The 17,402-nt window shown below is 70.0% G+C and carries 15 protein-coding genes; 12 read left to right on the forward strand and 3 right to left on the reverse strand.

Annotation, left to right across the window (positions count from 1 at the left end; all coding sequences use genetic code 11):
- Positions 1 to 139: 139 nt before the first annotated feature.
- From ACFCVM_RS08310 to ACFCVM_RS08325, 4 genes are read left to right on the forward strand one after another with little or no spacing between them, the layout of a single operon-like run.
- Positions 140 to 1,333 carry an ABC transporter substrate-binding protein gene (locus ACFCVM_RS08310; RefSeq protein ID WP_375835651.1) on the forward strand — a complete coding sequence of 398 codons (1,194 nt, stop codon included), beginning with the start codon at positions 140 to 142 and terminating at the stop codon, positions 1,331 to 1,333.
- 10 nt (positions 1,334 to 1,343) lie between these two features.
- Complete coding sequence (locus tag ACFCVM_RS08315) at positions 1,344 to 2,213, forward strand: branched-chain amino acid ABC transporter permease (protein ID WP_074259791.1); 870 nt, start codon at positions 1,344 to 1,346, stop codon at positions 2,211 to 2,213.
- A 1-nt stretch (position 2,214) separates the two neighbouring features.
- Positions 2,215 to 4,203: an ATP-binding cassette domain-containing protein gene (locus ACFCVM_RS08320; protein WP_375835652.1), complete on the forward strand. Its 1,989-nt coding sequence runs from the start codon at positions 2,215 to 2,217 to the stop codon at positions 4,201 to 4,203.
- Entirely contained in the window at positions 4,200 to 4,904 is a 705-nt protein-coding gene (locus ACFCVM_RS08325) for an ABC transporter ATP-binding protein (RefSeq protein WP_056011741.1), read from the forward strand. Before ACFCVM_RS08320 ends, ACFCVM_RS08325 begins: the two co-directional genes overlap by 4 nt.
- A gap of 67 nt (positions 4,905 to 4,971) precedes the next feature.
- Here ACFCVM_RS08325 and ACFCVM_RS08330 read toward each other — a convergent pair whose 3' ends face one another.
- Both ACFCVM_RS08330 and ACFCVM_RS08335 read right to left on the reverse strand, forming a co-directional pair.
- Positions 4,972 to 5,580, reverse strand: coding sequence for an ankyrin repeat domain-containing protein (locus ACFCVM_RS08330; RefSeq protein ID WP_375835653.1), 609 nt, complete (start codon positions 5,578 to 5,580; stop codon positions 4,972 to 4,974).
- A gap of 131 nt (positions 5,581 to 5,711) precedes the next feature.
- Positions 5,712 to 6,728: an SMP-30/gluconolactonase/LRE family protein gene (locus ACFCVM_RS08335; RefSeq protein ID WP_375835654.1), complete on the reverse strand. Its 1,017-nt coding sequence runs from the start codon at positions 6,726 to 6,728 to the stop codon at positions 5,712 to 5,714.
- A 148-nt stretch (positions 6,729 to 6,876) separates the two neighbouring features.
- Here ACFCVM_RS08335 and ACFCVM_RS08340 point away from each other — a divergent pair, with 148 nt between their 5' ends.
- Together ACFCVM_RS08340 and ACFCVM_RS08345 are read left to right on the forward strand one after the other, a co-directional pair.
- Complete coding sequence (locus ACFCVM_RS08340) at positions 6,877 to 8,103, forward strand: sensor histidine kinase (RefSeq protein WP_375835655.1); 1,227 nt, start codon at positions 6,877 to 6,879, stop codon at positions 8,101 to 8,103.
- On the forward strand, positions 8,100 to 8,726 hold the full coding sequence (locus tag ACFCVM_RS08345) for a response regulator (RefSeq protein ID WP_375835656.1): 627 nt from the start codon (positions 8,100 to 8,102) through the stop codon (positions 8,724 to 8,726). Before ACFCVM_RS08340 ends, ACFCVM_RS08345 begins: the two co-directional genes overlap by 4 nt.
- A gap of 630 nt (positions 8,727 to 9,356) precedes the next feature.
- On the opposite strand, the gene ACFCVM_RS08350 is transcribed toward ACFCVM_RS08345, so the two are convergent.
- Positions 9,357 to 10,577, reverse strand: coding sequence for an AAA family ATPase (locus tag ACFCVM_RS08350; RefSeq protein ID WP_375835657.1), 1,221 nt, complete (start codon positions 10,575 to 10,577; stop codon positions 9,357 to 9,359).
- Between the two features lie 110 nt (positions 10,578 to 10,687).
- Between ACFCVM_RS08350 and ACFCVM_RS08355 the strand changes: the two genes are divergently transcribed.
- Genes ACFCVM_RS08355 through mnhG form a run of 6 tightly spaced genes read left to right on the forward strand, consistent with a single transcriptional unit; the run spans position 10,688 to position 17,042 of the window.
- Positions 10,688 to 13,741: a Na+/H+ antiporter subunit A gene (locus ACFCVM_RS08355; protein WP_375835658.1), complete on the forward strand. Its 3,054-nt coding sequence runs from the start codon at positions 10,688 to 10,690 to the stop codon at positions 13,739 to 13,741.
- The gene (locus ACFCVM_RS08360; protein ID WP_375835659.1) at positions 13,738 to 14,253 is read left to right on the forward strand and encodes a Na(+)/H(+) antiporter subunit C; all 516 of its coding nucleotides are present in this window, start codon (positions 13,738 to 13,740) and stop codon (positions 14,251 to 14,253) included. The genes ACFCVM_RS08355 and ACFCVM_RS08360 overlap by 4 nt, the downstream gene beginning before the upstream one ends.
- On the forward strand, positions 14,250 to 15,830 hold the full coding sequence (locus ACFCVM_RS08365; RefSeq protein WP_375835660.1) for a Na+/H+ antiporter subunit D: 1,581 nt from the start codon (positions 14,250 to 14,252) through the stop codon (positions 15,828 to 15,830). The genes ACFCVM_RS08360 and ACFCVM_RS08365 overlap by 4 nt, the downstream gene beginning before the upstream one ends.
- Positions 15,827 to 16,429 (forward strand): Na+/H+ antiporter subunit E, encoded by a 603-nt coding sequence (locus ACFCVM_RS08370; RefSeq protein WP_375835661.1) that lies wholly within the window; start codon positions 15,827 to 15,829, stop codon positions 16,427 to 16,429. The genes ACFCVM_RS08365 and ACFCVM_RS08370 overlap by 4 nt, the downstream gene beginning before the upstream one ends.
- Positions 16,426 to 16,698 (forward strand): monovalent cation/H+ antiporter complex subunit F, encoded by a 273-nt coding sequence (locus tag ACFCVM_RS08375; protein WP_375835662.1) that lies wholly within the window; start codon positions 16,426 to 16,428, stop codon positions 16,696 to 16,698. The genes ACFCVM_RS08370 and ACFCVM_RS08375 overlap by 4 nt, the downstream gene beginning before the upstream one ends.
- A complete protein-coding gene (gene mnhG, locus ACFCVM_RS08380) occupies positions 16,695 to 17,042 on the forward strand; it encodes a monovalent cation/H(+) antiporter subunit G (protein WP_375835663.1) in 348 nt (115 codons plus the stop codon). The genes ACFCVM_RS08375 and mnhG overlap by 4 nt, the downstream gene beginning before the upstream one ends.
- Positions 17,043 to 17,402: the final 360 nt, after the last annotated feature.

Here is a 17,402-nt window from a genome sequence, read left to right on the forward strand (position 1 = left end):
CTCCGATGCAGAACGCCGCCTTGCGGATGCAAGGTTACGCACCGTATCTTCGAGGGAGTTGAAATAGTGACCGAATGGTCGGTCATGAATCCCTACTCAATGACGAGAACCCGTGAGGGCTCAAAGGAGAGTTCACCCAATGCACCGTGCACAGCGCCGTCCGCTCCTCCCCGCCGCGGTCGCGGCATCCATCGCACTCGCCCTGACCGGGTGCGGCGCCTCGAACTTCGGCGGCGATTCCGGCGGTGACGCCGCCTCCGAAGACGGGCCCATCAAGATCGGCGCCGTGCTCGACATCACGGGCGTCGGCGCGAACCTCGGCGTTCCCGAGCAGAACACCCTCAACATGCTGGCCGAGCAGCTGAACGCCGACGGCGGCATCGACGGCCGCGAGGTCGAGCTGATCATCAAGGACAACCAGTCCACCGAAGACGGCGCGGCCAAGGCCACCACCCAGCTCATCGAGAACGACGACGTCGATCTCATCATCGGCTCCTCGCGCACCGGCCCCTCGCTCGCGATGCGCCCGCTCGTCGAGGCGGCACAGGTGCCGACGATCTCAGTCGCCGCGAACGCCGCGATCGTCGACGGCTCCGAATGGGTCTTCAAGACCGCGCAGAACGACCTCGTCGTGCTCGAGCGCATCCTCGACGACGCCGAATCGAAGGGCTACACCAAGGTCGCCCTCGTGCGCGACGCCACGGGCTTCGGCGAGGGCATCGCCGACATCATCACCGAGCTCGGCGAGGAGCGCGGCATCACCCTCACCGCGACCGAGGCCTTCGAGCCGAGCGCGACCGACTTCACCGCGCAGATGACGAACATCCGCGCCGCCGACGCCGACGCCGTCATCATCTGGGGCATCACCCCGTCGGCCGGCCTCGCCCAGGCCGCCTACGTGCAGCTCGGCGTGAACAAGCCGGTCTACCAGTCGCACGGCGTCGCCAACGACGCGTTCTTCGAGGCCGCAGGCCCCGCAGCCGACGGCGTCATCGCGCCGATGGGCCGCCTGCTGGTCGCCGACGAGCTCAGCGACGACGACCCCCAGAAGCCGGTCATCGACCAGTTCATCGCCGACTACACCGAAGCGTTCGGCAGCGCGCCGTCGAGCTTCGCGGGTCACGCCTACGACGCGTGGCTCGTCGGCACCAAGGCGCTCGAGGCCGCAGGCACCGAGCCGCAGGCACTCCGCGACGCGATCGAGTCGACGACCGACCTCGTCGGCATCTCGGGCATCTTCACGATGACCCCGGAGAACCACTCGGGCCTCACCGCGGACGCGCTCATCATGGCGCTCGCCGAGGGCGGCCGCTGGACCCTCTACGAAGAGTGAGCGGCATCCGTTGATCGACTTCCTCCAGCTGACGGTGGCAGGGCTCTCACAGGGGTCCGTGTACGCCCTGCTCGCCGTCGGCCTCATCGCCACCTACACCGTGCGCCACGTCGTGAACATCGCCCAGGGCGACTACGCGACGCTGGCCGGCCTCGGCAGCATCTCGCTCGTCACGGCCGGCCTGCCGCTGCCCGTCGCCATCCTCATCGCGCTCATCTCGGTGACGCTCGCCTCGGTGCTCATCGAGCGCCTCGTCATCGCGCGCGTGAAGAACCTCACGACGCTCGTCTCGATCATCCTGACCCTCGGCGTCTCGACGCTGCTCCAGGCGATCATGCTCCTCATCTGGGGCGCGGAGGCGAAGCGCCTGCCGGCCTTCCCCGGCAGCGACCTCACCCTCGGCGGCGTCAGCATCCGCTCGCAGGAGCTCTGGATGCTGGGCGCCCTCGTGGTCGTCGGCGGCGGCGTGCTGCTCTTCTACGAGAAGACCCGATGGGGCAAGGCGCTGCGCGCGAGCGCCGAGCAGCCGGTCGCGGCGCGCATCGTCGGCATCTCGCCGGCGGTGGCCTCGGTCATCGCCTTCGCGATCGCCGGATTCGTGGGCGCGACTGCGGGCGTGGTCAGCTCGCCGATCTACCTCTCGATCTGGTCGGGCGGCCTGCTGCTCGGGCTCAAGGGCTTCGTGGCCGCCGTGCTCGGCGGGCTCGTCTCGTTCCGGGCCGCGATCGTCGGCGCGCTGCTGCTCGGCATCATCGAGTCGTACGTCGCCGGCTACGTGGCATCCGGTTGGAAGGATGCGGTCGCGTTCTTCATCCTCATCATCGTGCTGATCATCCGACCGGCCGGCCTCGTGCTGCGCCCGAACGCCGTGAGGGTCTGAGATGTCCTACCTGAACAAGGCCGCGATGCGGTCGAAGACCGGCTTCTGGCCCAACAATCGCGGCACGATCCTCGGCGTCGCGGCGTTCGCGGTGGTCATCGCGATCATTCCGTTCACGGCGAGCTCGTCGATGATGAATATCGCCGTCTTCTCGATGATCTTCGCGCTGCCCGCGATCGGTCTGTCGCTGCTCATGGGCCTCGCCGGCCAAGTGAGCCTCGGCCAGGCGGCGTTCTTCGCGATCGGCGCGTACACCCACGCGATCCTGCTGCAGAAGTTCGAGCTGCCCGGCCCCGTCGCCGCGGCCGGCGGCGTGGCAGCGGCCATGCTCGCGGCGCTCCTCATCGGCCTGCCGATGCTGCGCTTGCGCGGTCACTACCTCGCGCTCGCGACGCTCGGGCTCGGCTTCATCGTCATGATCGCGGTGCGCGAGTGGGAGTTCACCGGGCGCACGACGGGCATCTACGGCTACGGCAGGCCCGAGGTCTTCGGCGTGCCGATCGACAACAACGGACTGTTCTTCTGGTTCGTCGCGCCGTTCGTGCTCATCGGCCTCGTGCTCGCGCTGAACCTCACCCGCTCGCGGGCGGGCCGAGCACTCTCGGCGGTCAACGACTCCGAGCTCGCCGCCGAGTCGCTCGGCGTGAACACCTACGCCCTCCGCGTGAAGGTCTTCACGCTTTCGGCGGGCTTCGCCGGCCTCGGCGGCGTCTTCTACGCCTACCAGGTGCAGATCGTCTCGCCGCAGGTCGCCGAGTTCCACGTCTCGGTCGAGCTGCTGCTGATGGTCGTCCTCGGCGGACTCGGGTCGGTCTGGGGCGCGGTCGCCGGCGCGTTCCTCGTGGAGCTGCTCTCCGAGGGCCTCCGCGACCTGATCCCCGCGATCATCCCGGGCGCGACGGGCGAGGTGCAGCTCATCGGCTACGGCCTCGTGCTGATCCTCGTGATCATCCTGCTGCCGGGCGGTCTCTACCAGGTGGTCAAGTCGGCATGGGCTGCGATCACGAGACGGCGAGCGGATGCCCCGGCGAAACCCTCCCCCTCGGCCTCCGCCGACGGCGGGTCGGGCGACGTGCCCACGCGCGCCTTCGGCGGGCTTCCGGGCGAGGCTCCGGCCGGTGCAGCCGCAGTCGAGTCATCGGATGCCGCGGCATCCGACGCCCGGATCCCGACCGTCTCGACGCCGGTCGCCGCGGGCGAGCCGATCCTCGTGGTGTCTGGCCTCACGAAGCGCTACGGCGGGGTGGTCGCCGTCGACGACGTGACGCTCACGGTGCCCGCCGGGCAGATCATGGGCCTCATCGGGCCGAACGGCGCGGGCAAGACGACGTGCTTCAACATGATCACGGGCGCGATCGCGCCGACCTCGGGCACGGTGCGCTTCCTCGGCGAGGAGATCCAGGGACGCAAGCCGCACGTCGGCGCGGAAGCCGGGCTCACCCGCACGTTCCAGAACCTGCAGGTGTTCTCGTCGACCGACGTCGTCGGCAACGTGTACATGGGCCGGTACCGCAAGGGCCGGGCCGGCATCCTCCGCGGCATGTTCGGACTCCAGGGTCGCGAGCAGTACGCCCACGAGGAGATCGCCCGCGACATCCTCGATTCGATGCGCCTCGGCGACGTCGCGGGCCTCGCCGCCGGCGACCTGCCGTTCGGCCGTCAGCGCATGATGGAGGTGTGCCGGGCGCTCGCCGCCGAGCCTGCCCTGCTGCTGCTCGACGAGCCCATGGCCGGGCTCTCGGGCAGCGAGCGCGAGCTGCTCGCGCAGCTCCTGCGGGCGCTGCGCGACGCCGGGCTCACGATCGTGCTCGTCGAGCACGACGTCGCCCAGGTGATGGCGCTCGCCGACTCGGTCGCGGTGCTCGACGACGGCGTGCTCATCGCGCACGGCGACCCCGAGTCCGTGCGAAACGATCCGGCGGTCATCGTGGCCTACCTCGGCACCGATGCCGAAGAGGCCGAGGCCGAGCTGAAGGAGCTGGAGTCATGACCCTCGCAGTCGACCGCCTCGATGCGGGCTACGGCAAGCTCGCGATCCTCCACGAGGTGAGCCTCTCGGTGGCGCCGGGCGAGATCGTCACCGTCGTCGGGTCCAACGGCGCCGGCAAGACGACGCTGTTGCGTGCGCTCAACGGCCTCATCCGCCCGACCGCGGGCACCGTCACGATCGACGGAGTCGACATCACCGGCAAGCCGACCGAGAAGATGGCGTCGCTCGGGCTCACCCATGTGCCCGAGAACCGCCTGTGCTTCCCGACGCTCTCGGTGCGCGACAACCTCATGCTCGGCGCATGGAGCCGCGGCGGCAAGGGCGACCTCGCCGCCGTGCTCGAGCTGTTCCCGCGCCTTCAGCCGAGGCTCGGCCAGGCGGCTGGCACGCTCTCGGGCGGCGAGCAGCAGATGGTCGCGATCGGCCGGGGCCTCATGGCCTCGCCGAAGGCGATCATGCTCGACGAGCCCTCGATCGGGCTCGCGCCGAAGGTCGTGGCCGAGATCATGAAGGTGCTCACCGAGCTGCGCGGTCGCGGCATGGCGGTGCTGCTCGTCGAGCAGAACGTGCGCGCCTCGTTCGGCATCGCCGATCGCGCGGTCGTCATGCAGCGCGGCCGGGTCGTGCTCGAGGGCACGCCGGCCGAGCTCGTCGAGCTGCCCGAGGTGCGCAACGCCTACCTGGGCGGAGCTGCGGCCTGACGGCTTCGAGCCGGTTGACGAAACGGCGGATGCCTCGCACACGCGGGGCATCCGCCGTTCCGCGTTCTCAGTCGAGCAGGGCGACGATCTCGTCGTAGCCCTTCGCGCGGGCGTGCTCGAGCGGGGTGACGCCGTCGCGGTCGGCGATCGTGCGGTCCGCGCCGCCCTCGAGCAGCACCCGCACGGTCTCCTGATGGCGCGGCCCGCCGTCGCCGAGGATCACGGCCTCGAGCAGCGACGTCCAGCCCAGGTTGTTCACGTGGTTCACGTCGATGTCGGTCTGCAGCACGCGCTGCAGGTACTCGACGTGGGCGCGCTCGCCCGCGGGGATGACCGAGATGCCGCCGTAGCGGTTGACGATCGTGAAGTCGGGGCTCGCGGGCAGCAGCACCTCGGCCATTGCGACGCTACCCGTGACACCCGTCACGAGCCACGGGGTGTCGTGACGGTCGTCGAGCGCGTCGGGGTCGGCACCCGCGGTGACGAGCGACTTCGCGGCCTCGACGTGGTCGCCGGTGACGGCGAGCAGCAGCGCCGTGCGCTGCCGCTCGTCGCGCGCTTCGAGGTCGGCGCCCGCGCTGATCGCGAGGTCGATCGTCGCGGTGTCGCCGGTGGCCGCGGCAGCGAGCAGTGTGCCGTCGGGGTCCGGCAACTGGGGGGTCTGGGTCTCGGTCATCCGTACATCCTCTCGTGACGGTGCGGGTGGGGTCGTCGGGCCGGTGCGCGCGTCGGTCTGCGCCGTGCACGCGGCGACCAGCAGCGCCGTCGCGACCGCGATCGTGACGGCGGCGGCACGTCGACGACGGGTCAGCCCCACGGCGACCCGACGACGTCGTACGGACCGGAGGGCGCCGGCTGCTCGTCGAACTTGCTGTCGACCGCGAGCAGGCGACCGTTCAGCATCTTCGCCGTCGTGTAGACGCGGTCGGGGTCGCTCGCCCGCTGCGTGATCCGGCGCACGCTGTCGCCATCGGCCGAGACCCGCATCGTCGCGACCATCTTCGAGAAGTTGCGGATGACGGTGAGTTCGTTGCCCTGTCGCACGAGGCCGTCGGCGTTCACGAGGTCGGCGCCCTGCGTGTCGATCGCGGAGACCGAGCCATCGGCCGTGGCGAAGCGCCACAGCGCTCCCGTGTTGCCCTGCGCGACGATGAACGCGCTGCGGTCGGCCGAGAGCACGATGCCGCCGAGGTTGAAGCCCGCGACGCGATCGATCGTGCCGGAGGCATCCGCCCACAGTTCTGCCGACCAGCTGTCGCCCGCCGGGGCGACACGGAAGATCTGCGGGTCGTTCGAATTGGTGAAGTAGGCGGCGCCGTCGTGCCCGATCGCGACGTCGTTGAGGAAGGCGTCGGGAGTGCCGGGGACGCGCAGCGCGGCGAGGAGCTCGCCGTCGTGCGAGTACACCCACAGGTCGGGGCGGTCGGGGTTGCCGATGCCGTTCGGACCGCCGGCGATGTAGACGTTTCCGGCCGGGTCGACGGTGACGCCGCGGGCGGTGTACCTGCCGTCGGTGCCGTCGCCCGCGAGCCACTCCTCGGCCTGCGCGTCGCGCGCACTCCCGCGGTGGATCTCGCCTCCGGTGACCTCGCTCACGTAGAACAGGCTCCGGCGTTCGTCGACGCCGATGCCCTCGAAACGGGAGCCCGCCGCGTCTCCCGGGAGGACGTACCGGTCGGGGCGGCCCTGGCTCTGACCGTGGCCGTGGCCCTGGCCGCCGCGTTCGGCGGCGGACGCCTGGTCGGCTCCCGTGGTGACGGTCGCCGTCGTGATTCCGACGGCGAGGCTCGCTGCGGCGAGCGCGGTTGCGATGATGCGCTTCATGGATCTCCCCATCTCTGGTGCGCCGTGTCTCGGCGTGCCCCTTCAGCCTCCGCCGGCACGATGGTGGCCGGCGTCGGGAGATCGGCTGCCATCGGATAGCCGATCGGATGATGCCGGTCGAGTGGAGCCGTGCCTAGGCTGGGCGATCATGTCCGTTTCCGACCAGACCGGGGTCCGCGGCATCCTCGCGCCCGTGGCCCGACTCGACCGCTGGCTGGCGCTCGTGTTCATCGTGCTCGTCGTCACCTCGGCGGTGCGGTATCTCGAACGCCACGGCCTCGGCGCCGACGGCGTGCTCGTGCTCACGGGCGCGGCGCTGCTCACGGTCGCGTACTCGCTTCGGCCGCTCCTGCCCACGCGCTCGTGGTGGCCCACCGCATGGGTCGTCACGGTCACCGTGCTCTGGGCGCTCCTGACGCTCGCGGCCCCCTCGTTCGCCTGGTGCGCCGTGCCGCTCGGGTTCGCCGTGCTGCAAGTGCTGCCGTTCCGCGGCGCGCTGACCGTCGTCGTGCTCATGACGGCGCTCGTCACCGCCGCAGAACTGCGCATCGCCGAAGGCGTGGACCCCACCGTGATCGCCGGTCCGATCGGCATCGCGCTCGTGACCGTGCTCGTCTACCGCGCGCTGCAGCGCGAGTCGGCCGCGCGGCAGGCGCTGCTCGACGAGCTGACCGATGCGCAGCGCGAGCTGCTGCAGGCGCAGCACCGAGCCGGCGCGCTCGCGGAACGCCAGCGGCTCTCGCGCGAGATCCACGACTCCGTCGGGCAGCGGCTGGCGAGCATCACGCTGCTGCTCGCGGCGACCGAGCAGGACTGGGATCGGCGACCCGATCTCGCGCGCGCCCATGTCGGCGTGGCGGCCGCGACGGCTCGAGACGGACTCGCGGAGGTGCGTCGGGTGGTGCACGGGCTCCCGCCCGTCGAACTCGCCGACGACGCCTCGAGCGGGGCGCTGCCGACGGCGTTGCGGCGCCTCGTCGACGAGGCCGGAGGGCCGGGCGCGGGGCCCGACATCGGCCTGTACGTGCACGGCGACCCCGTGCCGCTCGCCGCCGACGTCGCGGGCGCCCTGCTGCGCTCGGCCCGCGGTGCGCTCGCGAACGCACTCGAGCACTCCGGAGCCCATCGGGTGGCGATCACGCTGACCTTCCTCCCCGACGAAGTGCGGCTCGACGTGCGCGACGACGGCCGGGGCTTCGACGCCGACTCGGTCGCCGAGGCGTCGAACTCCCCGCAACCGGCTCGCGCAGGGCGGGGTCGCGGCCTGCAGGGCGTCCTCGACCGTGCTGCCGGGCTCGGCGGGCGGGCCTTCATCGAGAGCTCCCCCGGCGACGGCACCACCGTGTCGGTCGAGCTGCCGTTGGAGGGCGAATGAGCGTGCGCGTCGTGCTCGTCGACGACCATCCCGTCGTCCGCGCGGGACTCTCCGCCCTCATCTCGGGCACCGACGATCTCGAAGTCGTCGGCGAGGCGCGCGACCTCGCGACGGCGCGCTCGGTCGTCGCTGCGACCCGGCCCGACGTCGTGCTGATGGATCTCGACCTCGGCGACGGCCCGGGCGGCGCCGCCGTCACCGCCGAGGTGCGAACGCTCGACGAACCGCCACGCGTGCTCGTGCTCACGACCTACGCCACCGAGGCCGACATCCTGCGCGCCCTCGATGCCGGGGCGAGCGGCTACCTGCTGAAGGATGCCCCGGCGCCCGAGCTGTTCGCCGGGATCCGGGCGACCGCCCGTGGCGAGACGGTGCTCGCGCCCTCCGTCGCGGCCACGCTCGTGCGCCGCGCGGCGTCGCCCGGCCCCGTCGTCACCGAACGCGAGGTCGCCGTGCTCGGGCTCCTGGCGCACGGCCTCGGCAACCGCGAGATGGCGAAGGAGCTGTTCGTCTCCGAGGCGACGGTGAAGTCGCACCTCTCGCACATCTACACGAAGCTCGGCGTCGACACCCGGGCCGGCGCCGTCGCCGCCGCGATCGAGCGGCGCATCATCCGCCGCTGACCATAGACGAAGGTCGCGACTACCCCTCGTCGCCGACTCCGTCGACGCCCTCTGCGAAACGATGCTTCGCAGCGTCTCGAAGGAGTGCTGCGAGCCCTCGCGACTGATGCCGTCCTCGCGGGAAGGCGCCGCCAGGGCCACGCCCGACTGGAAGGACATCCAGAACGCAGACGCGATCCTGAGCGATGAACTCGATCACGAACCCATGGAACCAAGTCGATCCATGGCCGTCGGAGACCAGTGAGTCTCGGATGTCCGCAATCTGCGACCAATCGATCTCCAGGACCGGATACGGGTCGGCAGAACCGTCGTACAAGGTCACACCTGACACGGTTCGCACCAATGAAAGTCGCCACAGCGCCAGTTGCCCTGCTGCATAGCTTGGAGCTCCGCTTTCATCGCGCACGAGCGCGAGGGTGCGGGTCACATTCGCGGTGACTTGGACCTCAGACAGAACATCGAGGCCGCGCTGTCGCAGAACGCGCCGTTGAACACGGGAACGGCGGTAGACGACCGGGAGGATGAGGAGCGCACATCCGACCACCAGCACAGGTATCCCGATCCGCTGCACCAACGCCTCTGACGCCACGCCGGCTCTTCCAATGCTGATCGCTGTTGTGCTTCGACTCATCAGGCGTCACGGGGCTTGCGCTTCTGCACCTCGGGCACGGTCAGCTCGGGCACCGCACGGAGCATGAACCGGTCGAAGTCGGGCACGGTGAAGGCGGCGTAGCCGTGCTCGGGCGTATAGAGCAGCCCCATGTCGATCAGCTCCGCGCGGGTCGGGCCGACCTGCGTCGATTCGCGCCCCATTACCCGCGCGACATCCGATGCCTTCTGCGGAGCCGAACCCAGCTCGGCCATCGCGCGCAGATAAGCGGTCTGCAGCGGCGTGGTGCGATCGAGCCGCACACGGAAGAAGGATCCGTCGAGCTTGGCTTCGTATGCTTCCCTCGCGATATCCACGTCGTCGCGACGAACCCGGTCGTCGGAGGCCACACCCCAGACCTGGTAGCCGAGTTCCTGGATGAAGTACGGATAGCCCTGCGTGATCTCGATGGCGAGATCGACGGCGTCGTCGTCGAAGACGACCCCCTCGACGAGGGCGGGCTCGATGAGCGCCTTGCGTGCATCGTCACCGGTGAGCGACCCGATGCGCGGAAACTTGAACAGGCGCTCAGCGTACGACTTCGCATCGCCCGCGAGCTCGGCGATCTGCGGCAGGCCCGCACCGACGAACGTGATCGGGAGTTTGCGCTGCACCGTCTTGTGCACGGCCTGGATGAGCGCCTCCAGCTGCGAACGCCCGAGGAACTGCACCTCGTCGATGAGCAGCGCGACGCCGCGCCCCTGCTCGGCGGCGGCCTCGCCGAGCGCCACGAAGACGTCGGTGAGATCCATCGAGAGGTCGCCGTGGTCGCCCGACCCCTCTGCGGGCGGCACATCCCACGACACGCTGAAGGCGCCCTGCTGGTCGACCGAGACCGCGAACGCGCTCAGCACCTCGGCGGCGCGCCGGCTCCGCTCAGTCCACCGGGCTCGCGGCGAGAGTCGGAGGAGCGCACCCTTCAGCTGCGAGAACATCGACTGCCGGAACCGGGCGTCGTCGTGCTTGCTGGCCTCGATCTCGACGACTTCCCAGTGCGCCGCGCTCGCGATGTCCATGAACTGGCCGAGCAGCACGGTCTTGCCGACGCCGCGCAGACCCGTGATGATCATGGACTGCTCGGTCCGTCCGCGTTCCAGCCGACGCAGGAGCACCCGGAACGCATCGAGTTGGTCGTCTCTGCCGACGACGATCTCGGGAGCAGCACCGGCGTTCGGCGTGTAGGGGTTGCTGATGCTGTCCATGCAGGCGATCTTAGAACCTTTACCAAACTTTATCGAGGTTCAATAAAATCGACTAAAGACACTTGACGTGCAGATAGACTGAGTGGACGGTGCGAGCGCGAGGAGGGTGAATGATCTTCAGCCTCGCCCTGTTCGGTGCGCTCGCCCTGGTCACGCCGCTGCTCACGAAGTGGCTCGGGCGTCGGGTGTTCGCCGTCATCGCGTTGCTGCCCGCCGCCGTCTTCGTACTGCTCCTCACCTGGATGCCCGGCGTGCTCGCCGGCACCCCCGTCGTCGAGATCGTCCCGTGGATCCCGACCCTCGACATCGCCCTGAGCTTCCGCCTCGACGCGCTCGCGCTGCTCCTCGCCCTCATCGTCACGGGCGTCGGCGCCCTCGTGCTGCTCTACTGCATGCACTACTTCGCCGACGACGAGCCGGCCCTCGGCCGATTCGCGGCACTCCTCCTCGCCTTCGCGGGCGTCATGTTCGGTCTCGTCACCGCCGACGACGTGTTCATCCTGTTCACGTTCTGGGAGGCGACGAGCGTGCTCTCGTACCTCCTCATCGGCCACTACACGGGTCGCAAAGAGAGCCGCGGTGCCGCACTGCAGGCGCTGACCGTCACGACCTTCGGCGGGCTCGCGATGCTCGTCGGGCTCGTGATCCTCGCCGTCGACGGCGGCACCACCTCGCTCTCCGAGCTCATCGCGCACCCGGTCACGGGCGCAGCCGGCGAGTGGGCGATCGCCCTCGTGCTGCTCGGCGCGATCTCGAAGAGTGCCCTCGTACCGTTCCACTTCTGGCTCCCGGCCGCGATGGCCGCGCCGACCCCCGTCAGCGCCTACCTGCACGCCGCCGCGATGGTGAAGGCGGGCGTGTACCTCGTCGCCCGTCTCGCTCCCGGCTACGCCGACCTCGAGGTGTGGCACCCGATCGTCATCGGGCTCGGCGCGCTCACGATGCTCGTCGGCGGCTGGCGCGCCCTGCGCCAGTACGACCTCAAGCTGCTGCTCGCCTACGGCACCGTCAGCCAGCTCGGCTTCCTCGTCATGGTCACGGGCTTCGGCACCCGCGACGCAGCGCTCGCGGGCGTCGCGCTACTGCTCGCCCACGCGCTCTTCAAGGCGACCCTCTTCCTCGTCGTCGGCATCGTCGACCACGCCGCCGGCACGCGCGACTGGCGCAAGCTCTCGGGGGTCGGGCGGCGCATGCCCGTGATCGCGACGATCGGCTTCGTCGCCGCGGCATCCATGGCCGGTGTGCCGCCGCTGCTCGGCTTCGTCGCGAAGGAGGCGGTGTTCACGGCCTTCCTCGACGCGGTCGCGGCGGGCGACGGGTGGGCGTGGCTCTCGCTCATCGCGGCGTTCGCCGGCTCGGTGCTGACGGTCGCGTACTCGGTGCGCTTCGTCTGGGGTGCCTTCTTCTCGAAGCAGGATGTCGCGGACTGCCCCCTTCACGCCCCGAGCCCAGCGATCGCGGTGGCACCCGGCATCCTCGCCGCCGCCAGCTTCGTCGCGGCGTTCATGATCCCGTTCATCGAGCCGCTCCTCACGGCCTACGCCGACGAGCTGCCAGGCGGCCACGACTACCACCTCGCCCTCTGGCACGGTCTCGAGCCAGCCCTCGCGATCTCGGCGGTCGTGTTCGCCCTCGGCGCCCTGCTCGTCTGGGGCCGCCAGCGGGTCGCCCGCCTCCAGGCCGCCGTGGCACCCGTGCTCGACTCGGCCCGGGGGTACCTCGGCATCGTGTCGGTCGTCGACCGGCTCGCCGCGACGGTCACGACCACCATCCAGTCGCGGGGCCTGCCCGGCTATCTCGCGATCATCATCGCGGTCTTCATCGGCGGCCTCGGCACGCTCTCGATCCTGAACACCTCGTGGCCGAGCGAGATCCGGCTGTGGGACTACCCCGCCCAGCCGTTCCTCGCCTTCGTCATGGCGGTCGCGGCGATCGCCGCCGCGACGGTGCGCCAGCGCATGACCGCGGTGCTGCTCGTGAGCGTCACGGGCTACGGGCTCGTGCTGCTCTTCGGCATGTCGGGCGCCCCCGACCTCGCCCTCACCCAGGCGCTCGTCGAGACGATCGTGCTCGTCGTCTTCGTGCTCGTGCTGCGGCGCCTGCCGAAGCAGATCGCCCAGCGCAACCCGCCGGTGCACAAGCTCGCGCGCGGCATCATCGGCGCCCTCGCCGGCATCGTCATGGGCGTGCTCGGCCTCGTCGCGCTCGGCGCTCGCATCGAACCGACGATCGCAGAGGGCCTGCCCGCCCTCGCCCTCGAGGCGCACGGCAAGAACATCGTGAACGTCATGCTCGTCGACATCCGCGCGTGGGACACACTCGGCGAGATCTCGGTACTCGTCGCGGTCGCCACGGGCGTCGCGAGCCTCATCTTCGTCTCGGGCCGCACGGGCGGCGCCCCGCGCCTCGACCACGTCGAGGGGCTCGTGAACCGCCGCGACCGGCTGCGACCGGTGCCCGAGCCCGCGTGGTCGATCCGCGCGCCCCGCACGAGCCTCGCCGACACCGAGGGCGAGACGGATGCCGCGGGCGAGGCCGCGGAGACCCGGCAGACGTGGCTCCTCGCCGGCCGCACGATCTCGCCGCGCAACCGCTCGATCCTCATCGAGGTGCTCGTGCGCCTGCTCTTCCACCCAGCGATCATCGTGTCGGTGTTCCTCCTCTTCGTCGGGCACAACGCGCCAGGCGGCGGCTTCGCCGGCGGCCTGCTCGCGGGGCTCGCCCTCGTCGCCCGCTATCTCGCCGGCGGCCGGTACGAACTCGGCGAGGCGGCGCCCGTCGACGCGGGGCGACTGCTCGGCACGGGCCTGCTGCTCGCCGCCGGCACCGCCGCGGGCTCGCTGCTCTTCGGCGGGCCGGTCTTCGAGTCCGCCTGGTTCGAGACCGAGGTGCCGCTGCTCGGCACGATCTCGATCGGCACCTCGACGCTCTTCGACATCGGCGTCTACCTCGTGGTCGTCGGCCTCGTGCTCGACATCCTGCGTTCGCTCGGCGGCGAGGTCGACCGTCAAGAGGAACGCCAGACGGCCGACGACGGCGACGGCGACTTCACGACCGGTGACGGCGAGGGCTCGGCAGAGCACCGCGAAGGTGCAGAGCACGCCGACGGCGCCGAGTACAGCGGCGGCGCCCGCCTGCCCGAACCCGAGGAGGCCCGCCCATGACCGCCTCACTGACCCTCGTCGTGCTCATGGCCGTGCTCTTCGGCGCGGGCGTCTCGATCATGCTCGAACGCAGCCTCACCCGGGTGCTCATCGGGTTCCTGCTCGTGGGCAACGCCGTGAACATCCTCATCTACCTCATGAGCGGGGCGCCGGGTCTCGCGCCGATCCTCGGCGAGGGCGTCGACTCCGACGCGATCTCCGACCCGCTCCCCCAGGCGTTCGTGCTCACGGCCATCGTCATCAACCTCGGCATCACGGCCTTCATGCTCGCCCTGATCTACCGTTCATGGTGGCTCGCGCAGCTCGGTGCGAAAGGCGACCTCGTCGACGACGAGGAGGACATCGCCGAAGACGCCGAGGAGGCGGCCGACCTCATCCGCAGCTCGGCGGCCGACGACCAGGCCATCCAAGACCTCATCGACGCGAGCGATGAGGAGCCCGACGAAGACCTCATCGAGGAACTCGAGCTCGAGGCATCCGCTCGCGACCGAGACGAGGGAGGCAAGCCATGACCGCCGTGCTCGTTCCCCTCGTCGTGCTGCTGCCCCTGCTCGGCGCGGCCAGCGCGCTGATCCTCGGCCGTCACCGCCGCGCCCAGATGGCCGTCAGCCTCGGCGTGCTCGCCGCGGTCACCGTGATCGCCGCGGTGCTGCTCGTCTCGGTCGACGCGAACGGCCCGGCCGTCGTCTACATCGGCGGGTGGGATGCCCCGTGGGGCATCACCCTCGTCGTCGACCGGCTGTCGGCGATCATGCTCGTCATCTCGGCGATCATGCTGCTCGTCGTGCTCGTGTACTCGGTCGGGCAGGGCATCGCCGATCAACATCGCGAGACGCCGGTGTCGATCTTCCACCCGAGTTACCTGATCCTGTCGGCGGGCGTCTTCAACGCGTTCATCGCCGGCGACCTGTTCAACCTCTACGTCGGCTTCGAGATCCTGCTGTCAGCGAGCTACGTGCTGCTCACCCTCGGCGGCACGGGCGAGCGCATCCGCGCGGGCGTCACGTACATCATCGTGAGCCTCGTCTCCTCGCTCTTCTTCCTGAGCGCCATCGCCCTCATCTACGGGGCGACCGGCACCGTGAACATCGCGCAGCTCTCGGTGCGCCTCGCCGAGCTGCCCGGCGAAGTGCAGCTCATGCTGCACCTGCTGCTGCTCATCGCCTTCGGTATCAAGGCCGCGGTCTTCCCGCTGTCGTTCTGGCTGCCCGACTCGTATCCGACGGCGCCGGCACCGGTCACCGCGGTGTTCGCGGGCTTGCTGACGAAGGTCGGCGTGTACGCGATCATCCGCACCGAGACCGTGATCTTCACCGAGAGCGACGTCACGGTGCTGCTCATGGTGATCGGCGGGCTCACCATGCTGATCGGCATCCTCGGCGCCCTGACCCAGGCCGACATCAAGCGATTGCTCTCGTTCACGCTCGTGAGCCACATCGGCTACATGATCTTCGGCATCGCGCTCGGCTCGCAGCTCGGCTACGCGGCAACCATCTACTACGTCGTGCACCACATCACCGTGCAGACGACACTGTTCCTCACCACCGGCCTCATCGAGCGCTTCGGTGGCGCGACCTCCATCAATCGGCTCGCGGGCCTCCTGAAGGCATCGCCGCTGCTCGGCGTGCTGTTCTTCATCCCCGCCCTGAACCTCGGCGGCATCCCGCCGTTCTCGGGATTCCTCGGCAAGACCGGGCTCTTCCTCGCGGGCGGCGAGGAGGCCGCGGCCGACCCCGCCAACGCCTGGCTCGTCTGGATCGTCATCGCCGCCGGTGCCATCACCTCGCTCATCACGCTCTATGCGCTCACGCGCTTCTGGAATATGGCGTTCTGGCGCGGCCGGCGCGAACTCGAGGGCTACGAGTCGGTGCTGCTCGGGTCGGTGCTGGAGGCACCCGAGGGCGCCACGGTCACCGCGACCCGCACCACTCCGGTGCTCATGGTCGTCGCGACGAGCGCACTGGTCATGGTGACGATCTGCCTCACGGTGTTCGCCGGGCCCCTCTTCGAGCTCACCGGGCGCGCCGCCGCGGACCTCCTCGATGCCGGGGCGTACGTGTCCCTCGTCTTCCCGGGAGGCATCCGATGACGCACGCCGCAGCGAATGTCTCGCGCTGGCGCTCGGTCTGGCGGCAGTTGCCGCTGCTCGTCGCCCTCGTCTTCCTGTGGGTGTTCCTCTGGGACCAGGTCACCGTGCTCACGGTGGTGACCGGCATCCTGCTCGCGATCGGCGTGACCCGCGTGCTGTACCTGCCGCCCGTGCTGCTCAGCGGCCGGTTCAACCCATGGCGGGGCCTGCTGCTCGGCCTGCGCATGATGTTCGACGTCACGGTCGCCTCGTTGCAGGTCGCGGTGCTCGCGATCGACCCGCGGTGGAAGCCGATGAACTCGATCATCGCCGTGCAGCTGCTCACCCGCTCCGACCTCGTGACGACGCTGACCGCCGAGGCGATCTCGGTCGTGCCCGGCACCGTCGTCGTCGACATCGATCGCGAACGGGGTCTGCTCTACCTGCACGCCCTCGGCACGCGCACGCCGGCCGACATCGATCGGGTGCGCAGCGCCGTGCTCGGCACCGAAGAGCGCATCGTGCTCGCGATCGGCACGCACGCCCAGGCGGTCTCCGTTCGCCAGGCCCGCCGCGAACGCCGGGCGCTCCGCCCTCAGACGAAGGGATCCGGCTCATGACCTTCATCCAGATCGTCAGTCTGCTCGCAGGCGTCATGTTCGGCATCGGCGCGCTCGCCGCCGTGTACCGCATCATCCGCGGTCCGTCGATCCTCGACCGCGCACTCGCGACCGACGTGCTGCTCGCCATCGCGATCTGCGCGCTCGGCGCCGAGATGGCGATCAACAAGCACACCGACACCCTCGTGGTCATGCTCGTGCTCGCGATGTTCGCTGTCGTGGGCTCCATCTCGATCGCACGGTTCATGGCGAAGCAGGACGCATCGTGAGCGCCGCCGAGATCGCCGTCGGACTCCTCATCCTCGTGAGCGCGTTCCTGTCGATGGCCGCGGGCATCGGCATCGTGCGGTTCCCCGACGTGCTCACGCGGTTGCACGCCGCGACGAAGCCGCAGGTGCTGGGGCTTGCGACCGTGCTCGTCGCGATCGTCGTGCAGGTGCCGACGTGGGGCGTGCTGACGACGGTCGTGCTCGTGATGACGTTCCAGCTGCTGACCCAGCCGATGACCGCGCACATGCTCGGCCGGTCGGCCTACCGCAGCGACCACGTGCGACGCGATCTGCTCATCGAAGACGACCTCGATCGCGACATCGCCGAGCACGACCAGCACTGACGATCGAGGGCGGCGCAGGAGTTCGCGTCGCTCAGTTGGGCGGGGCCGCGTCCGCTCCGCTGAACCCGTCGGGCCAGAGCTCTCAACCCGTCGGGCCTGAGCTCGCGTCGGCACTCTCATCGACGAGTTCGGGCCGTCTCTCCGGCTCTGACCGTTCCATCCAGGGTGTGCCAGTTCCGCCTCATCGATGAGGGGGAACTGGCACACCCGAATCAGGAAGGCCGAGCCAAGTCATCCGTAAGCCGGGCCGGACCCACTTCACCAATGAGGGGGAACTGGCACACTCGAATCGGGACAGCGGCCCGCCCCATCGATGAGGCGGAACTGGCATACCCGAGTCAGGGAAGCGCGGCCCGCCTC

Origin of the sequence: Agromyces sp. NPDC056389, assembly GCF_042262385.1 — a bacterium.
Classification (GTDB): domain Bacteria; phylum Actinomycetota; class Actinomycetes; order Actinomycetales; family Microbacteriaceae; genus Agromyces.